This is a genomic window from Bacillus sp. SIMBA_031 (assembly GCF_046535225.1).
In the GTDB taxonomy this organism is placed as follows: Bacteria; Bacillota; Bacilli; order Bacillales; family Bacillaceae; genus Bacillus; species Bacillus velezensis.
In genome coordinates this window covers 121596-137892 of sequence record NZ_JAWRXC010000002.1, presented here as the reverse complement: position 1 = coordinate 137892, position 16297 = coordinate 121596, and the positions used below count along the sequence as shown (strand labels likewise).

The following is a 16297-nucleotide window of genomic DNA, read 5'->3' as shown; positions in this document are numbered from 1 at the left end:
ATGCTGAAAAAGAGAGAAGGCTTCCGGGGCGGATAAGAAACATACCGCTTTTAGAATTCGTTGCAAGCTTTGGAAGGAGGGATCCATAATGGCTGATAAACAAACCCACGAAACAGAAACAGAACTTACATTAGACCAGGTAAAAGAGCAGCTTACTGAAACTGGAAAAAAACGTGGCGTTTTAACATATGAAGAAATTGCTGAACGCATGTCCAGCTTTGAAATTGAATCAGACCAAATGGATGAGTATTATGAATTTTTAGGAGAACAAGGTGTTGAATTAATTAGTGAAAATGAAGAAACGGAAGATCCTAATATTCAACAGCTTGCCAAAGCCGAAGAAGAATTTGACCTTAATGACCTCAGCGTACCGCCTGGTGTAAAGATCAATGATCCAGTCCGCATGTACCTTAAGGAAATCGGACGGGTAAATCTTCTTTCTGCTAAAGAAGAAATCACCTACGCTCAAAAAATTGAAGAGGGTGACGAGGAATCTAAACGCAGACTGGCTGAAGCAAACCTTCGTTTAGTTGTCAGCATTGCTAAACGGTATGTCGGCCGCGGCATGCTTTTCTTAGACTTGATCCAAGAAGGAAACATGGGTCTCATGAAAGCAGTCGAGAAGTTTGACTACCGTAAAGGATATAAATTCAGTACGTATGCGACTTGGTGGATCAGACAGGCGATTACACGCGCCATCGCTGACCAGGCGAGAACAATCCGTATCCCGGTTCACATGGTGGAAACCATCAACAAATTAATCCGGGTTCAGCGTCAGCTTCTTCAGGATCTTGGCAGAGAGCCGACACCGGAAGAGATTGCTGAAGACATGGATCTTACGCCTGAAAAAGTCCGTGAGATATTAAAAATTGCTCAAGAGCCTGTTTCTTTAGAAACGCCGATCGGTGAAGAAGACGACTCACATCTCGGTGACTTCATCGAAGACCAGGAAGCGACATCTCCGTCGGATCATGCGGCATATGAGCTTTTAAAAGAACAGCTGGAAGATGTGCTGGATACGTTGACAGATCGTGAAGAAAACGTGCTGCGTCTCCGTTTCGGTCTGGATGACGGACGCACAAGAACTTTGGAAGAAGTCGGCAAAGTGTTTGGAGTAACGAGAGAGCGTATTCGCCAAATTGAAGCAAAAGCGCTTCGCAAATTGAGACATCCGAGCAGAAGCAAACGTCTGAAGGATTTTCTCGAATAGAATGGAACGGGTCTTTTTGATCCGTTCTTTTTTATGTATAAGATATATGGATAATATACCTTTATTTTACTGGATAAGCATATGTTTTGCAAATGAGTTCGGAAAAAATGCGGCATGTCCTGAAAGGGGGAAAATGAGATAAGTTTATTTATATTCTTTATTGTAAGCGTATACAATTCATTATACAATAGAATAAAGATAATTTTGTGATAAACAAAACAGTTATTTTTCTTTTTGTATAAATTGTGAAATCACTGAAATTGCTGAGCAAGACCATTTACTTTTTGTAAAAATAAGTTAGAATTAGAAGTGTTTACATAGGGGGAGAATGAAAAAGGGGGATGGAGATATGAAGTGGAATCCGCTGATTCCTTTTTTGCTCATTGCAGTGCTGGGAATAGGGCTGACTTTCTTTTTAGCTGTAAAAGGCAATGGAGATGCGCATCAGATCGCAAGCGGCGGTGAAAGCAAAAATGCCGAGAAGGAAACTGCAAACGCTTCACCTGAAGAGATTTATAAAGCGAACTGCATCACCTGTCACGGGGAAAACTATGAAGGTGTGTCAGGGCCGAACTTAAAAGGCGTCGGCAAAAGAAAAGATGTCGCTGAGATTAAAACAAAAATTGAAAAAGGCGGCAACGGGATGCCCGCGGGCCTTGTGCCGGCCGAAAAGCTGGATGACATGGCAAAATGGGTTTCTGACATTAAATAAAGCTTTACCGGTCCCTATATAAAAGACATATGAAAAACTCTATCCGCCGCTTGGATTCCGGGCGGTTTTTTTATATGATAGTAAAGGAAAAAGAACCTGAGAAAAGTTGTGATATTGTGAATGAAATGAAGTTATCTAAAAGATTGCAGTCTGTGGCGGAATATATCCCTCCGGGTGCCCTGGTTGCTGATATCGGATCGGACCACGCGTATCTTCCTTGCTATGCCGTTTTGAATCATTTGGCAAGCCGGGCAATCGCCGGTGAAATTACAGACGGACCGTTTCTATCCGCCAAACAGCAGGTGGAAAAACTGGACTTAAGCACTCTTATCTCCGTAAGGAAAGGTGACGGGCTGAGCGTCCTTGAAAAAGGAGAAGCCGGCGCCATTACAATCGCTGGCATGGGCGGAGCGCTGATCGCTCATATTTTGGAGTCCGGAAAAACGAAATTGACGGGGCGTGAACGGCTGATTCTGCAGCCGAATATTCATGCCGTTCATATAAGAGAGTGGCTGTATCAGGAAGGCTATGAACTGATTGATGAAGTGATTCTCGAAGAAGACGGAAAGTGTTATGAAATCCTCGTTGCGGAAACTGGCGACCGTGATGCGCCGTATCGGGACGTGCCGATGGCTGCCGGAATGCTTGCGGGTCCGTTTTTATTAAAAGAGAGGAATGAAGTGTTTCTTCGGAAATGGAGCCAGGAACTTAAGCATACTGAACAAATTTATGAACAGATCAGCCGCAGCGCAAAGCATGAAAATTATGAAAAATTAGCTGAATTGAAAGAGCGGATTTCTCTGCTGAAGGAGGTAATCGGACATGCCTAAACATGTGAACGGACAGGAAATCATCCAGCTGTTTGAACAATTTTCACCGAAGGCTTTTGCGGTGGAAGGAGATAAAATCGGTCTGCAGATCGGTACATTGAATAAGCCGGTGAAAAATGTCATGGTGACATTGGATGTTCTGGAACAAACGGTAGATGAAGCCATTGAGAAAAAAGTTGACTTAATTATCGCCCACCATCCGCCGATTTTTCGGCCGCTTAAACAGATCACCACTGATCAGCCTGGCGGAAGACTGATTGAGAAATGTATAAAGCATGATATTGCCGTATATGCGGCTCATACGAATCTTGATGTAGCGGACGGCGGTGTGAACGATCTGCTTGCCGAAGCTCTCGGCCTGACAGACACAGAGGTGCTCGTCCCGACATATTCGGACCCGCTGAAAAAGCTTGCCGTATATGTTCCGAAAGACTATGAAGAAGCTGTAAGAACTGCACTTGGCAACGCCGGAGCGGGACATATCGGCAATTACAGCCATTGCGCGTTCTCCTCTGAGGGAATCGGCAGCTTTAAGCCGCTGGACGGGGCAGAACCGTTTATCGGACAGACGGGAGAACTGGAGCTCGTCCATGAAGTGAGACTTGAGACCGTTTTTCCGGCAAGTATGGAGAAAACCGTCGTAAAAGCGCTGAAAAAAAGCCATCCGTATGAAGAGGTGGCATATGATATTTATCCGGTGGAGCAGTCTCCGCTTGAAAAAGGGCTCGGCCGCATCGGAAAACTTCAGCAAGATATGACGCTTGAAGAGTTTGCGCTGTTTGTGAAAGAAAAGTTTGACGTTAACGGAGTCCGGATGGTCGGAGAGCGAAACAGCAAGGTGAAAAAAGTCGCGGTTCTTGGCGGTGACGGAAATAAATATATTTATCAGGCAAAGCGGAAGGGTGCAGATGTTTACGTGACGGGCGATCTTTATTTCCATGTAGCGCATGATGCGATGATGATGGGATTAAACGTCGTGGACCCGGGGCATTATGCTGAAAAGATCATGAGAAAAGGCACGGCTGAGAAGCTTACGGCAATGGCCGGAGAGAAAAACTATGATGTGCGCATTTTCGCTTCCGAAACAGATACAAACCCATTTACCTTCTTATAAAAAAACTGAGGCCTCGGGCCTCAGTTTTTTATTTTTACTTTCGGAAGGATTTTTTTAAGCGGCACACTGTGTTCAAGCTGCCATGTCGATTCATCGTTGTGGTCAAACTGCTCTAAAAAGCGGATGACTTCCTTTGTAATCGGTGTCGGTGTTGATGCGCCTGCGGTAACGGCGACGGTATTGACGTCTTTCAGCCATTCGAGCTTCAGTTCACTGATGTCTCCGATTCGGTAGGCTTTTGTTCCGGCGATTTCTTCTGACACTTGCGCCAGTCTGTTGGAGTTATTGCTTTTCGGATCACCGACAACAATGGTTAAGTCCGCTTTTTTTGCCTGCTCTGATACAGCTTCTTGACGAACCTGTGTGGCCAGGCAGATTTCCTGATGGTATTGCACGTACGGGTACTTTTCTTTGACTGATTCCATAATATCGTGGACGTCCCACTGGGACATTGTCGTTTGGTTTGTAACGATTAATTTCTCAGCCTGAATATCGAGATTTCTCACGTCTTCCTCTGTTTCAACGAGATGAACGATTTCAGGAGCGACGCCGACGGCTCCTTCAGGCTCGGGGTGGCCTTTTTTACCGATGTATATGACGTGATAGCCTTCAGCTTTTACTTTTCGGATTAAGTCATGTGTTTTCGTGACGTCCGGGCATGTGGCGTCAATCGTAACAAGCCCTTTTTCCTCAGCGGCTTTTCTTACTTCCGGAGATACCCCGTGAGCCGTGAAAATAACGGTTCCTTTTTCCACCTGCTTTAAAATCTCCAGACGGTTTGTGCCGTCAAGCGTGTAAATGCCGTCTTCCTCAAACGCATCTGTGACATGCTTATTATGAACAATCATTCCCAGTATATATATAGGTCTTGGCAGTGTTTTATCGAGTGACGCGTTTTTGGCTATGACCATGGCATCAACAACGCCGTAACAGTAGCCGCGCGGCGATATTTTGATAACGTCCAATGTAGATGTCCTCCTATCAAAAGTGAGTGTAGAGGCAATATAAAAAGCCGTAGTTAAACGGCTCAAATCTTGCATTCTTCTGATCTCATTATAGCTAATCTTTCGTGAGATATCAAAGAATGTTAAATATATAATTTCGGCTTTGATCTGCCCGATGTTCTTTTTGGACGCGGCTGTTCCGCTGAGTCCGCCTGTGCGGCGTCTTTTTCTTTTGAAGCGGATGCTTTTTCAGACGTCTTCTTTGATGTTTTGGATGAGGCGTCTGATTTGGTTTCATCTTCTGTTTCATCTGTTTTTTCAGCTTCATCCTTTTTGTCCTGTTCGTCTGTTTCTTTTGTCTCGTCAGATTCATTCTCGTCATCACTGCTGCTTAATTGGCTGTAAAGCTTCATCATGGCGGGCAGACTCCGTACTAAAGGACCGTACTGCTGGATCATCGGCGTAACCTGCTGCGCCACGCCGAGCACCTTCTGAACGTTGCCGAGCATGCTCGACAGGGATGCCGGACTTGCCAGGTTCTGTATTCCCTGCAGTCCTGCACCTGCTCCTCCGCTGGCCGCCGCCGGTGCCGACGCGGCAGCGCTTCCTCCTCCTGAACCGGGTAAAAAACGGGAAAGCATCCCTTTTAAGCCCCCTCCGCCGCCCGTGCCTGCGTTTCTCAAGCCCGCTCCGGCCATCTGCTGCTGAGGGAAAAGCTGCCGTCCCTGCTGCATCAGCTGCCGGCCCGGCAATGCCGGTCTTCCTCCCATCATCATACGCGGATTCATAAACGGCCGTCCCTGCTGCGCCATATTTCTCATCGGCTGCTGTGGAAACATACTTGTACCTCCTTTCTGTCTCTCTGCTATTACAATATGCATCGGAGGGGGCATTTGCTTTTCTGTCTCGAAAACAGGATTCCCCCAAGACATGGTGTTTTTAAGTAAAATCGGTTATAATGTGATGATGGACACAGAATGTGCCGCTTTAAGGAGCTGGGAAAAATGAAAGAAACTAAATTTGATGGATACAACTTAAAACCGTTTATTATAGATGCAGTTCACCGCCTTGGTTTTTATGAACCGACAGATATTCAAAAGCGTCTGATACCTGCCGTACTGAAAAACGAAAGCGTGATCGGGCAGTCTCAGACGGGGACGGGGAAAACCCACGCCTATTTATTGCCTATTCTGAATCGGATTGATCCGGGTTCTGATACGGTACAGGCTGTTATCACGGCGCCGACGAGAGAGCTTGCCAATCAGATTCATCAGGAAGCGCTCAAAATCACACAGGGTGCGGAAGATGAGCCGATCCGGACAAAATGCTTCATCGGCGGGACGGACAAGCAAAAATCAATTGATAAGCTGAAAACACAGCCTCATCTCGTCGTCGGAACGCCGGGCCGGATCGCGGATCTGATTAAGGCGCAGGCATTGAACGTCTATAAAGCGCAGTCTCTCGTCATTGACGAAGCTGATCTGATGCTTGACATGGGCTTTTTAGAAGACGTTGATTACATCGGATCCCGTATGCCGGAAGAACTTCAGATGCTAGTGTTCTCAGCTACGATTCCGGAAAAGCTGAAGCCGTTTTTGAAAAAGTATATGGAAAATCCGAAGTACGCGCATGTTGAGCCGAAAAGAATCACAGCCGAAAAGATTGAACATGTGTTGGTTCCTTCTAAACAGCGTAATAAAGACAAACTGCTTTTTGATATGATGTCTCATCTGAATCCTTATCTGGGCATTGTGTTTGCAAATACGAAAAACACGGCTGACCATATTGCGAAATACCTGACTGAAAAAGGAATGAGGGTCGGTCTTCTGCACGGGGGATTAACGCCGCGTGAGCGCAAAAAGGTAATGAAGCAGATTAATGATCTGGAGTTCACTTATGTCATTGCGACAGACCTTGCGGCTAGAGGAATTGACATTAAAGGCGTAAGCCACGTCATCAACTACGAGCTTCCGGACGATCTGGATTTTTATGTTCACCGCGTCGGGAGAACTGCACGCGCCGGTTCATCAGGCCAAGCACTGACCATTTATGAGCTTTCTGACGAAGATGCGCTCGTAAGACTCGAAAAGATGGGCATTGTGTTTGACTATGCGGAGCTTGTAAACGGCGAATGGAAGAAAGGCGATGACCGCCACCGCCGTAAAAATCGCAAAAAGACGGCAAATGAGGCTGACCAAATTGCGAAACGCCTCGTGAAAAAGCCGAAAAAAGTAAAGCCGGGCTATAAAAAGAAAATGAGCTACGAAATGGAAAAAATTAAAAAGAAGCAGAGAAGAAACAAATCTAACAGAGGAAAGTAGGGGGAATCGGGTTGCTGATAATAGGCTCACACGTCTCAATGAGCGGAAAACATATGCTCCTTGCCGCAAGCAAGGAAGCTGTTTCGTACGGGGCGAATACATTTATGATCTATACGGGCGCTCCCCAAAACACGCGCCGCAAAAAAATTGAAGACTTGAATATCGAAGCGGGCCGCGCCCATATGAAGGAAAACGGCATCGACGAGATTGTCGTGCATGCGCCGTACATCATTAACATCGGAAATACGACAAATCCGGCAACATTTGAGCTGGGCGTTGATTTTCTGCGTTCTGAAATTGAAAGAACGGCAGCGATCGGCGCGAGACAGATCGTGCTTCATCCAGGAGCGCATGTCGGAGCTGGGGCTGAGACGGGCATCAAAAAAATCATTGAAGGTTTAAACGAAGTGATTGTTCCCGAGCAAAACGTGCAGATTGCGCTGGAGACAATGGCGGGCAAAGGATCAGAATGCGGGAGAAGCTTTGAAGAGCTGGCCGAGATCATTGCGGGAGTCACGCATAATGAACATCTATCCGTCTGCTTTGACACTTGCCACACCCATGACGCCGGGTATGATGTCGCTAATGATTTTGACGGTGTTCTTAACGAGTTTGATAAAATCGTCGGCATCGATCGGATAAAAGTCCTTCATGTTAACGACAGTAAAAATATTAAAGGCGCCCGGAAAGACCGCCATGAAAATATCGGGTTCGGAGAGATCGGTTTTGACGCTCTGCAGTACATCGTTCATCACGAGCAGCTTGCCGATATTCCGAAAATCCTCGAAACACCGTATGTAGGCGAAGACAAGAAAAATAAGAAGCCGCCGTACCGTTTTGAAATCGAAATGCTGAAAGAAAAGCAGTTTGATAAGGAGCTTCTTGAAAAAATATCAGCTCAATAAGAAAGAAAGGAGGGGCGGGTGTCCCTCCTTTCTTACCCTGAGAATTGATTGAAAAGTTCGTCAACTTTCCGCGCCGTTTCTTTTGAGGTTATCGTTTCCACTTTTTTCAGCAGGCGCAGCCGCTCCTGTTCATCAAAAATATTAATGTTTTTTCCGTGCATCAGAGCCGCTACCTCAACCGCTTGACTTCTTGTAATGCTGATTCCGTATTGCTTGGAATATTTCAGCAGATCGTCCGCAGTGACTTGATTGAGCCGCTGCAAAATAATTCTTTGTATTAAAATCATCGATACTTTCACCTCTTTAGACATAATGTATTGAGCAGATCATTAAAATGTTACAGCTTTTAATGGTAAAATAAAGTTGCTTACTGTTTAAAATAGTTATTATAGGAAAGGAGATTTTATGACCCCAAATAAACAGCATAAAAGAGAATCATTTTTACACTTTATCTTCAGGGTCATTATGATTCTGATCGGGGCGGGTTCAGCCGCCGTAAGTATTGAATTGTTTCTGGTCCCTAATAATTTTATCGACGGAGGCATTATCGGTGTTTCATTAATTTTAGACCACCTCTTTATGTCCAATCCCCTCCTCAATTTCGCCTTATTCGTTGTGTTACTCAACATTCCATTTATGATTTTCGGATATAAATATATCGGAAAAACATTTCTCATCTCTACTGTTATCGGAATCGTCGGTTTAGCGCTGATTGAATCCTCATTGCACCATGTGGAGGCCATTACAACCCAGCCTATTTTGGCGACGGTATTCGGCGGGCTTTTGCTCGGTTTCGGGGTAGGCCTTGTCATCCGAAACGGAGGCTCGATGGACGGTACTGAAATCCTCGGTATCCTTCTCACGAAAAAGCTGCCCTTTTCAGTCGGGGAATTCGTTATGCTCATCAATGTGTTTATTTTCATTTGGGCCGGTTTTGTGTTCGGTCCGGAGCAGGCAATGTATTCTTTCATGACTTATTATATTGCCATGAAAACGATTGACGCCGTCATCCAGGGGCTTGATGAAACAAAAGCGGTCATTATTGTTGCAGAGCAATATGCTGAGATCTCAGATGCTATATTGCACCGGCTTGGACGGGGAACCACCAAGCTTCAGGGAAAAGGCGGATATACAGATGAAACCAAAGAAGTCATTTACGCGGTCGTGACAAGGCTTGAAGTGACTAAATTGAAATCCATTGTGTTTGAAATTGATAAAAACGCCTTTATTACGATCATGAATACCCATGAAACGAGAGGCGGTAAGTTCAAAACCGCGATTCACTAGGCTTTCATTTACTTTTCATCATTTTATAGGTATAATTTGATACATCATAAGAAAATGGCCTGCTGTTCAGACAGCTGCCATTTTCTTTTTGGAGCGATACCGTGTTGTAAAGGGGAGGTCCTCATGAACGTACAAGAAGCGTTGAACCTGCTGAAAGAAAAAGGGTATAAATATACGAGTAAGCGAGAAGACATGCTGCAGCTTTTTGCTGATTCTGATAAATATCTGACCGCCAAAAACGTGCTTGCCGCATTAAATGACGACTATCCGGGTCTGAGCTTTGATACCATATACAGAAATCTTTCGTTATATGAAGAACTCGGCATTTTGGAAACGACGGAGCTTTCCGGAGAAAAACTGTTCCGTTTTACATGCTCTTATACCCATCATCATCACCATTTTATCTGTTTAACCTGCGGGAAAACGAAGGAAATTGAGTCCTGTCCGATGGATAAGCTGCACGATGATTTGGAAGGGTATGAAATCAGCGGCCATAAGTTTGAAATTTACGGCACCTGTCCGGCGTGCCGATAAAAAACCTCCTGCTTATACAGGAGGTTTTTTTCAGCTTTTGACATGCTGGAAGCTGTGTTTGTTTTTATTAATCCAGGCGACGGCTTCAAGCCAATTCTGCACCCTGATAATATTGGAATCGATGGGGAGCTGATTATATGGGGAGTTAAAAAGGATAACCGGAATGCCTGCTTCTTTTGCGATCATTGTCGCATTGCCGTGGTGATCTTCGAAAAATAAATCAATGCCGTGTTTTTTGACGGCTTCCACTTTGTGATGGCCTCCGACAAGCTCAATGTGATCGTAATGAATGTCCCGGTTTGCAAACCAGTCCAGCGTAACATCTTCTAAGTGGCCGCGTCTTGCCGTAATGTAGATCAGACGGTGCTCTTCTTTCAGTCCGTCCAGTGCCTGCTTGGCAAATTCCGCGAGCTTCGCTTCTTTATATATGGCTGCTTCATGAACGTTCATCCATTCCCAAAATTCCTCGTCTGTAATGTTCAAAAGCTTCGTCAGATCATAATCAGTCATATCATCCAAGGTAATGGAAAGATGAAATGAGCGGTTTAAATAAGGGACAAATGTATCCTGTGCCGTAACTGTGCCGTCAATATCTATACCTAACCGTAACATGTCCACACTCCTATAAATTCATCCCTTCAAGTGTAACATAAACAATTAACAATACCAGAAAAGTTTAGCAAACATGAATCCGTAAAAAACGCGGAAACTAAAAAAGCTCCTTTCATAAAAGAAAAAGGGGGAATTGAAGGTGGCATACGATTACGAAAATCGAAAAGGCAACGACTACTATGTGGATCATGGATCGGAAGGAACCGATATCACGCGTGATGTTTATTCAGAAGAAACAGCGGCTGAAATCTCAGAGCCATATCGTGCTTCTGACCGGGCAGCAGACCGTGATGATAACCGGGACGGAGTAAGTGAAGGCCGGGGGATAGGGTATGCAGCATTGGCTATTTCTATCATTTCCCTGTTTGTGCTCCCTGTTTTATTAGGGGCATGCGGCATTATCGTCGGCTATATCGCCAGAAGAAGAGGAGCAGGCGCTTTAGGCGGATGGGCGATGGGAATCGGTATTGTTTCCCTTGTGCTCGGCATCTTCATTACACCGTTTTTTTAACACAACGCAAAAAAAAAGCTTGGCGGAATATCCGTCAAGCTTTTTGTGTTTCTTGTTCTGCTTTTGCTTTTTCCGCTTCAAGCTTTGCGTAGTGTTCTTCTGCCAGCTTGTCAATTTCTTTTTTCAGCTCTTCGACCATGGTTTCTTCAGGGACTTTGCGGACGATTTGGCCTTTGCGGAACAGAAGTCCTTCGCCGCGCGCGCCGGCAATCCCGATATCGGCTTCTCTTGCTTCACCCGGTCCGTTAACGGCACATCCGAGAACCGCTACTTTAATCGGCGCTTTGACTTTAGAAATGTATTCTTCCACTTCATTTGCGATGCTGATGAGATCAATTTCGATCCGTCCGCATGTCGGGCATGAAATAAGCGTAGCCGCGTTTGAAGCGAGACCGAATGATTTCAGCAGTTCTCTGGCTACTTTTACTTCTTCAACCGGGTCGGCGCTCAGAGAGATCCGGAGCGTGTTTCCGATTCCTTTGCTTAAAATCGCTCCGAGTCCGGCCGCGCTTTTTACCGTTCCGGCAAACAGCGTGCCCGATTCTGTAATTCCGAGGTGGAGCGGATAATCAAATGCTTTTGACGCTTTTTCGTATGCTTCTATGGCGAGATTGACGTCAGACGCTTTCATGCTGACGATGATGTCATGAAAGTCAAGGTCTTCCAGGATTTTGATATGATGAAGCGCACTCTCAACCATTCCGTCAGCAGTCGGATAGCCGTATTTTTCTAAAATGCGTTTTTCCAAAGAACCCGCGTTTACACCGATCCGGATCGGAATACCTTTTTCTTTCGCCGCTTTTACGACGGCTTCCACTTTTTCGCGCCGGCCGATGTTACCCGGGTTGATTCTGATTTTGTCGGCGCCGCCCTCAATTGCTTTTAATGCAAGCTTGTAGTCAAAATGAATATCGACAACGAGAGGGATGGAAATCTGTTTTTTGATGTCGGCAATCGCGTTAGCGGCGCGTTCGTCCGGACATGCCACCCGGACAATTTGGCAGCCGGCTTCGGCTAAACGGCTGATTTCCGCAACTGTTGCTTCTACGTCGTGTGTCTTGGTCGTCGTCATACTCTGAATAACGACTTCGTTATTTCCGCCTATTGTTAAAGGTCCCACTTTGACGGGACGCGTTTTTGTACGATGTGTGATTTCACTCACTTGTCAATCGCTCCTTAATTGTAGTTACCGCTTTTGCAGGCTGAGCCTTTTACATGTCAGGCAACTTCTATTTACATGTTATATTGTAACAGTGTATTTGCCGAACTGACAAGAAATTAACGTTTAATTGCGGTAGACGGGGAATTTATAAGCGGTGCCTGCCCGAATGGCGTTTGCTTTTACATTCGGATTCAGCGCTTCAAAATCTTGTGCAATATCATCAGGCGCTTTATGTGCGCCGACTATCGACATCACCGTATCGCCTTTTTTGACCGTAACCGTTCTGTATGAAGCTTCCTGTTTTGCTGGCTGTGCCGCCGCTGCGTATGCTGGAAGGTCTTGAGAAGGGATCGTGCCGATTTTAAGATCGTAAAAGATAATGAATATCACAAATAAACTGCCGAATACAAAAGTAAGCCGCTTCATTCCAACCGCCTCCCGCATACATTTTTACTTCATTGTATGCTTGTCCCATTTTGTTCATGACAAAAAAGAAGACCGCCGGGGGCAGTCTTTGTTACACAGCTGTTTTTCTTGGCGGTATCTCTTTTAAGACGAGGAAAAGGATGATAAAGTTTACAAACCAATTCACTAAAAATTCACTCGGCACTGTAATAACAAGCGCGCGCATGATCGTAAAGAATATGGTCGAAAGTGTAATGGAATAAGCCGAAAGCTTCCAGAGCTGCTGGTAATTCAATGTCTTTCTTTGCGCATTTTTCAATATCAGGCCGATGACGGCGAGAAATGATACTTCAATGAATTTGCCGGCCGCTGTCATGATGAACAGCAAAACGGACAGGACGGTGACGATCATTGTTTTATTTTGGTTTAATGCTGATATGATTTCTTTTTTTGTGATATCAGCAGGCATCAGCGAATAATTCATTTCTGTCGCCTGTCCGTCTACAGCAAGCACCATTTTATTTTTCAAAATGCCGATCGCGTTTTGTTTCGCCGCTATTTGTTTCGCGCCGTAAGCATCTGTCGGATCAAACACGATGACAAAGCCGTTCGCTTCCGTTTCCTTAGAGGCGGAAGCTTTCGTCTGCAATTCTCCGTTTGAAATGCTGAAATCAGGGAAATCTTTCTTTAACACGGTTTTGAAACCGTTCATTGAGTTTACGGTGCCGGAGCAAAGGTAATAAGCGCTTGGCAGCGTAAAAAGGACAGACAGCAAAAATACATAAAGGATCGCTTTTCCTATCCCCTGAAACCGTGTTTTTGCAATATCCGCCGGAGAGTATGTACTTTTCAATAAAGCCGTAAATATGTTCAACCTCTTCACTTCCTAGCCTAAACTGGTATATGTTGCTTATTGTATCGTTCACAGGGGATGAACACAAGTGAGAGTATTTAAAGCGGTGATAAGGAATCATACATAATAAGATAAAGCGGGAAGCGGTGATCGCCCGCAAAACAAAGGAGGGTGTTTTTGTCATGAGTGTTTTGTATTGGCTGATTATCATTGCGGTCTTCGTCATTGCTTTTATCGGACTTGTATATCCGGTGATTCCAAGCGTTATTTTTATTGTGGCCGGTTTTCTTCTCTACGGATTTTTGTTTTCCTTCAGTCCTTATTCTTACCTGTTTTGGCTCATTGAGGCGGTATTTGCGGCCGTTTTATTCGCAGCTGACTATGTGTCAAATTTACTTGGCGTTAAAAGGTACGGAGGAAGCAGGGCGGCAATCTGGGGAAGCACGATCGGATTATTGATCGGGCCCTTCGTTATTCCCGTGGCGGGCATTATATTAGGCCCGTTTATCGGTGCTCTCTGCGCTGAGGTGTTTGTTCATCAAAAGGATATCAAGTCCGCGGCAAAAGTGGGGCTCGGCTCGTTAATCGGCTTTTTAACAAGCGTGGCGGCAAAAGGCGTCATTCAGCTCTTTATGATCGGATATTTCTTATGGACGGTGCTTTAGAAAGGTTTAATTTCGGCCGTGAACGGATAAAGTGTAATATGTCTGCTGGAATCGCCGGATTGTGAGCTTTTTCATTGATTACCACGCTTTCTTTTGTTACATTGAGATTAGAAAAGTTCGCGTTAAGCGGCATTTCAGTACATATATTTAAAGGAGGAAAAAATTATGGCTTACAAACTTCCAGAATTGCCTTACGCTTATGATGCTTTAGAACCTCATATCGATAAGGAAACGATGACGATTCACCATACGAAGCACCATAACACATACGTGACAAACCTCAACAAAGCGATCGAAGGATCAGCGCTTGCAGAGAAATCTGTAGATGAGCTTGTTGCTGATTTGAACGCAGTGCCGGAGGACATCCGCACGGCAGTCCGCAACAATGGCGGCGGACATGCAAACCACTCTTTATTCTGGACTCTTTTATCTCCGAACGGCGGAGGCGAACCGACTGATGAGCTTGCTGAAGAGATCAAAAGCACGTTCGGAAGCTTCGATCAATTCAAAGAAAAATTCGCGGCAGCAGCTGCAGGCCGTTTCGGTTCAGGCTGGGCTTGGCTCGTTGTAAACAACGGCAAACTTGAAATTACAAGCACGCCAAACCAAGATTCACCGCTTTCAGAGGGTAAAACACCTGTTCTCGGTCTTGATGTTTGGGAGCACGCTTACTACCTGAACTACCAAAACCGCCGTCCTGATTACATTTCAGCTTTCTGGAATGTTGTGAACTGGGATGAAGTTGCCCGTCTTTACAGCGAAGCAAAATAATTGAGTTGAATGATCACAAGGTCTCCCGCGGGAGGCCTTGTTTTTTTATTGACTTTGATTCCTTTTACATATCTCAGTTTGAGTGAGACAAACTAATGTGTAGTAAAGGGGAGTCAATGATGAGCAAAATAAAAAAAATTATCGGCGACATCGAAATAAATAAAGGGCTGCTGCTGTTATTGACGATTGGCGGCCTTTACTCATTGGGCATCGCGCTGTCAAATACATTTGTCAACGTGTATTTGTGGAAGCAGTCGGGAAAATTTATTGATTTGGCCATATACAATTTGTCGGTCGTAACGATGCAGCCGATTACCTTTCTGCTGGCTGGCCGGCTGGCTAAAAAAATTGACAGGGTGTTTATTCTCAGGTTCGGCGTTATCTTTTTGGCCGCTTTTTATTTAAGTGTGCTGCTTGCCGGAGAAACTGCGGCTTCCCGTCTCGTTTTGATAGGGGCCGTGCTCGGAGTTGGATACGGCTTTTACTGGCTAGCTTTTAATGTGCTGACTTTCGAAATCACGGAACCGGAAACGAGAGATTTTTTTAACGGGTTTTTAGGCATTTTGTCTTCATCGGCGGGCATGATCGGTCCGATTGTGGCCGGATATGTCATTTCAAGACTTGAAAACAATACGGGTTATACAATCATTTTCAGCCTGTCGCTCGGCTTATTTGCCCTTGCCGTGGTCATGAGCTTTTTTCTGAAGCGGAGGGAGTCGAAAGGCCGGTTTATGCTGAAAAAAGTTTTTGATGAGCGCCACACGAATCTGAATTGGCGCCGGATTACCAACGCGCACTTTTTTCAAGGCTTGAGAGAAGGGATTTTTGTTTTTTTAATCAGCGTATTTGTATTCATTGCGACAAACAGTGAGCTGGCGCTCGGAACATTCGGCCTCGTCAATTCCGCGGTTTCTTTTTTTGCCTATTATTTTGCATCAAGGCTCATCAAAAAAAGAGCGCGGAAAAAGGCGATTCTTATCGGCGGATTGATCTTGTACGGCGCCCTGTTTCTCATCATTTTTAAAATGAGCTTCACGACGCTCCTTTTGTACGGAGTGTTTATTGCGATCGGCTATCCAGTTCTGCTCGTGCCGTATGTCTCGCTTACATATGATGTGATAGGCCGGGCGCGGCTTGCCAGAAAAGCCAGAATTGAATACATTGTGCTCAGGGAGTTATTTTTAAATGCGGGCCGGATCGTTTCCATCCTTTGTTTCCTTGTAATCGTTACATTATTCAAGGAAAAAGTGGGAATACCGGCGGCGCTCGTGCTGCTCGGAGCCGGCCATCCGCTGATTTATTACTTTATAAAAGACATCAAACTGGATACGGAAACTTCTGATGAAACAGTAGAAGAAGACCGACAAAAACAGGCGGCGGAACCGAATTTTATAAAAGGAGAAAGATAAAAGGGTTATCTGTAGAAAAATATCGAAAAAACCTTTAGAATGAAAAATGGCA

19 protein-coding genes are annotated in these 16297 nt (G+C 45.1%); 12 read left to right on the top strand and 7 right to left on the bottom strand.

Features of this window, described 5'->3' with window-relative positions; translation table 11 throughout:
• Window positions 1-88 precede the first annotated feature (88 nt).
• The 4 genes from rpoD to SB724_RS07465 all read left to right on the top strand — a co-directional run bounded on the left by rpoD (window position 89) and on the right by SB724_RS07465 (window position 3866).
• The gene (gene rpoD, locus SB724_RS07480; protein WP_003152998.1) at window positions 89-1210 is read left to right on the top strand and encodes an RNA polymerase sigma factor RpoD; all 1122 of its coding nucleotides are present in this window, start codon (window positions 89-91) and stop codon (window positions 1208-1210) included.
• Between the two features lie 349 nt (window positions 1211-1559).
• Window positions 1560-1922 carry a cytochrome c550 gene (gene cccA / locus SB724_RS07475; RefSeq protein ID WP_003152999.1) on the top strand — a complete coding sequence of 121 codons (363 nt, stop codon included), beginning with the start codon at window positions 1560-1562 and terminating at the stop codon, window positions 1920-1922.
• Window positions 1923-2047: 125 nt separating this feature from the next.
• On the top strand, window positions 2048-2752 hold the full coding sequence (locus SB724_RS07470; protein ID WP_265972408.1) for a tRNA (adenine(22)-N(1))-methyltransferase: 705 nt from the start codon (window positions 2048-2050) through the stop codon (window positions 2750-2752).
• Window positions 2745-3866: a Nif3-like dinuclear metal center hexameric protein gene (locus tag SB724_RS07465; protein ID WP_015240228.1), complete on the top strand. Its 1122-nt coding sequence runs from the start codon at window positions 2745-2747 to the stop codon at window positions 3864-3866. Before SB724_RS07470 ends, SB724_RS07465 begins: the two co-directional genes overlap by 8 nt.
• A gap of 20 nt (window positions 3867-3886) precedes the next feature.
• Here SB724_RS07465 and SB724_RS07460 read toward each other — a convergent pair whose 3' ends face one another.
• On the bottom strand, window positions 3887-4831 hold the full coding sequence (locus SB724_RS07460) for a 4-hydroxy-3-methylbut-2-enyl diphosphate reductase (protein WP_029326068.1): 945 nt from the start codon (window positions 4829-4831) through the stop codon (window positions 3887-3889).
• A gap of 122 nt (window positions 4832-4953) precedes the next feature.
• Window positions 4954-5649 (bottom strand): VrrA/YqfQ family protein, encoded by a 696-nt coding sequence (vrrA, locus tag SB724_RS07455; RefSeq protein ID WP_410570655.1) that lies wholly within the window; start codon window positions 5647-5649, stop codon window positions 4954-4956.
• Between the two features lie 165 nt (window positions 5650-5814).
• Here vrrA and SB724_RS07450 point away from each other — a divergent pair, with 165 nt between their 5' ends.
• Both SB724_RS07450 and SB724_RS07445 read left to right on the top strand, forming a co-directional pair.
• Window positions 5815-7131: a DEAD/DEAH box helicase gene (locus SB724_RS07450; RefSeq protein WP_410570653.1), complete on the top strand. Its 1317-nt coding sequence runs from the start codon at window positions 5815-5817 to the stop codon at window positions 7129-7131.
• Between the two features lie 11 nt (window positions 7132-7142).
• Window positions 7143-8036, top strand: coding sequence for a deoxyribonuclease IV (locus SB724_RS07445; protein WP_410570651.1), 894 nt, complete (start codon window positions 7143-7145; stop codon window positions 8034-8036).
• Window positions 8037-8068: 32 nt separating this feature from the next.
• Here the strand turns inward: SB724_RS07445 and SB724_RS07440 are convergent, their stop codons facing one another.
• A complete protein-coding gene (locus SB724_RS07440) occupies window positions 8069-8323 on the bottom strand; it encodes a DUF2624 domain-containing protein (RefSeq protein WP_410570649.1) in 255 nt (84 codons plus the stop codon).
• Between the two features lie 118 nt (window positions 8324-8441).
• On the opposite strand from SB724_RS07440, the gene SB724_RS07435 reads away from it, so the two are divergent.
• Window positions 8442-9323 (top strand): YitT family protein, encoded by an 882-nt coding sequence (locus tag SB724_RS07435; protein WP_007408296.1) that lies wholly within the window; start codon window positions 8442-8444, stop codon window positions 9321-9323.
• Window positions 9324-9446: 123 nt separating this feature from the next.
• Entirely contained in the window at window positions 9447-9857 is a 411-nt protein-coding gene (gene zur / locus SB724_RS07430) for a zinc uptake transcriptional repressor Zur (RefSeq protein WP_003153018.1), read from the top strand.
• A gap of 30 nt (window positions 9858-9887) precedes the next feature.
• Here zur and SB724_RS07425 read toward each other — a convergent pair whose 3' ends face one another.
• Window positions 9888-10469, bottom strand: coding sequence for a nucleotidase (locus SB724_RS07425; protein ID WP_007408297.1), 582 nt, complete (start codon window positions 10467-10469; stop codon window positions 9888-9890).
• 133 nt (window positions 10470-10602) lie between these two features.
• On the opposite strand from SB724_RS07425, the gene SB724_RS07420 reads away from it, so the two are divergent.
• Window positions 10603-10980 (top strand): DUF308 domain-containing protein, encoded by a 378-nt coding sequence (locus tag SB724_RS07420; RefSeq protein ID WP_087920773.1) that lies wholly within the window; start codon window positions 10603-10605, stop codon window positions 10978-10980.
• Window positions 10981-11014: 34 nt separating this feature from the next.
• Here the strand turns inward: SB724_RS07420 and ispG are convergent, their stop codons facing one another.
• The 3 genes from ispG to SB724_RS07405 all read right to left on the bottom strand — a co-directional run bounded on the left by ispG (window position 11015) and on the right by SB724_RS07405 (window position 13421).
• Entirely contained in the window at window positions 11015-12133 is a 1119-nt protein-coding gene (ispG, locus tag SB724_RS07415; RefSeq protein ID WP_410570939.1) for a flavodoxin-dependent (E)-4-hydroxy-3-methylbut-2-enyl-diphosphate synthase, read from the bottom strand.
• 132 nt (window positions 12134-12265) lie between these two features.
• Complete coding sequence (locus tag SB724_RS07410; protein ID WP_025285006.1) at window positions 12266-12568, bottom strand: LysM peptidoglycan-binding domain-containing protein; 303 nt, start codon at window positions 12566-12568, stop codon at window positions 12266-12268.
• A gap of 91 nt (window positions 12569-12659) precedes the next feature.
• Complete coding sequence (locus SB724_RS07405; protein WP_012118003.1) at window positions 12660-13421, bottom strand: DUF1189 domain-containing protein; 762 nt, start codon at window positions 13419-13421, stop codon at window positions 12660-12662.
• 161 nt (window positions 13422-13582) lie between these two features.
• On the opposite strand from SB724_RS07405, the gene SB724_RS07400 reads away from it, so the two are divergent.
• The 3 genes from SB724_RS07400 (at window position 13583) to SB724_RS07390 (ending at window position 16245) form a co-directional block, all read left to right on the top strand.
• Window positions 13583-14065 (top strand): DUF456 domain-containing protein, encoded by a 483-nt coding sequence (locus SB724_RS07400; protein WP_015240226.1) that lies wholly within the window; start codon window positions 13583-13585, stop codon window positions 14063-14065.
• A 165-nt stretch (window positions 14066-14230) separates the two neighbouring features.
• Complete coding sequence (gene sodA / locus SB724_RS07395; protein ID WP_410570645.1) at window positions 14231-14836, top strand: superoxide dismutase SodA; 606 nt, start codon at window positions 14231-14233, stop codon at window positions 14834-14836.
• A gap of 119 nt (window positions 14837-14955) precedes the next feature.
• A complete protein-coding gene (locus tag SB724_RS07390; RefSeq protein WP_007612614.1) occupies window positions 14956-16245 on the top strand; it encodes an MFS transporter in 1290 nt (429 codons plus the stop codon).
• Window positions 16246-16297 lie beyond the last annotated feature (52 nt).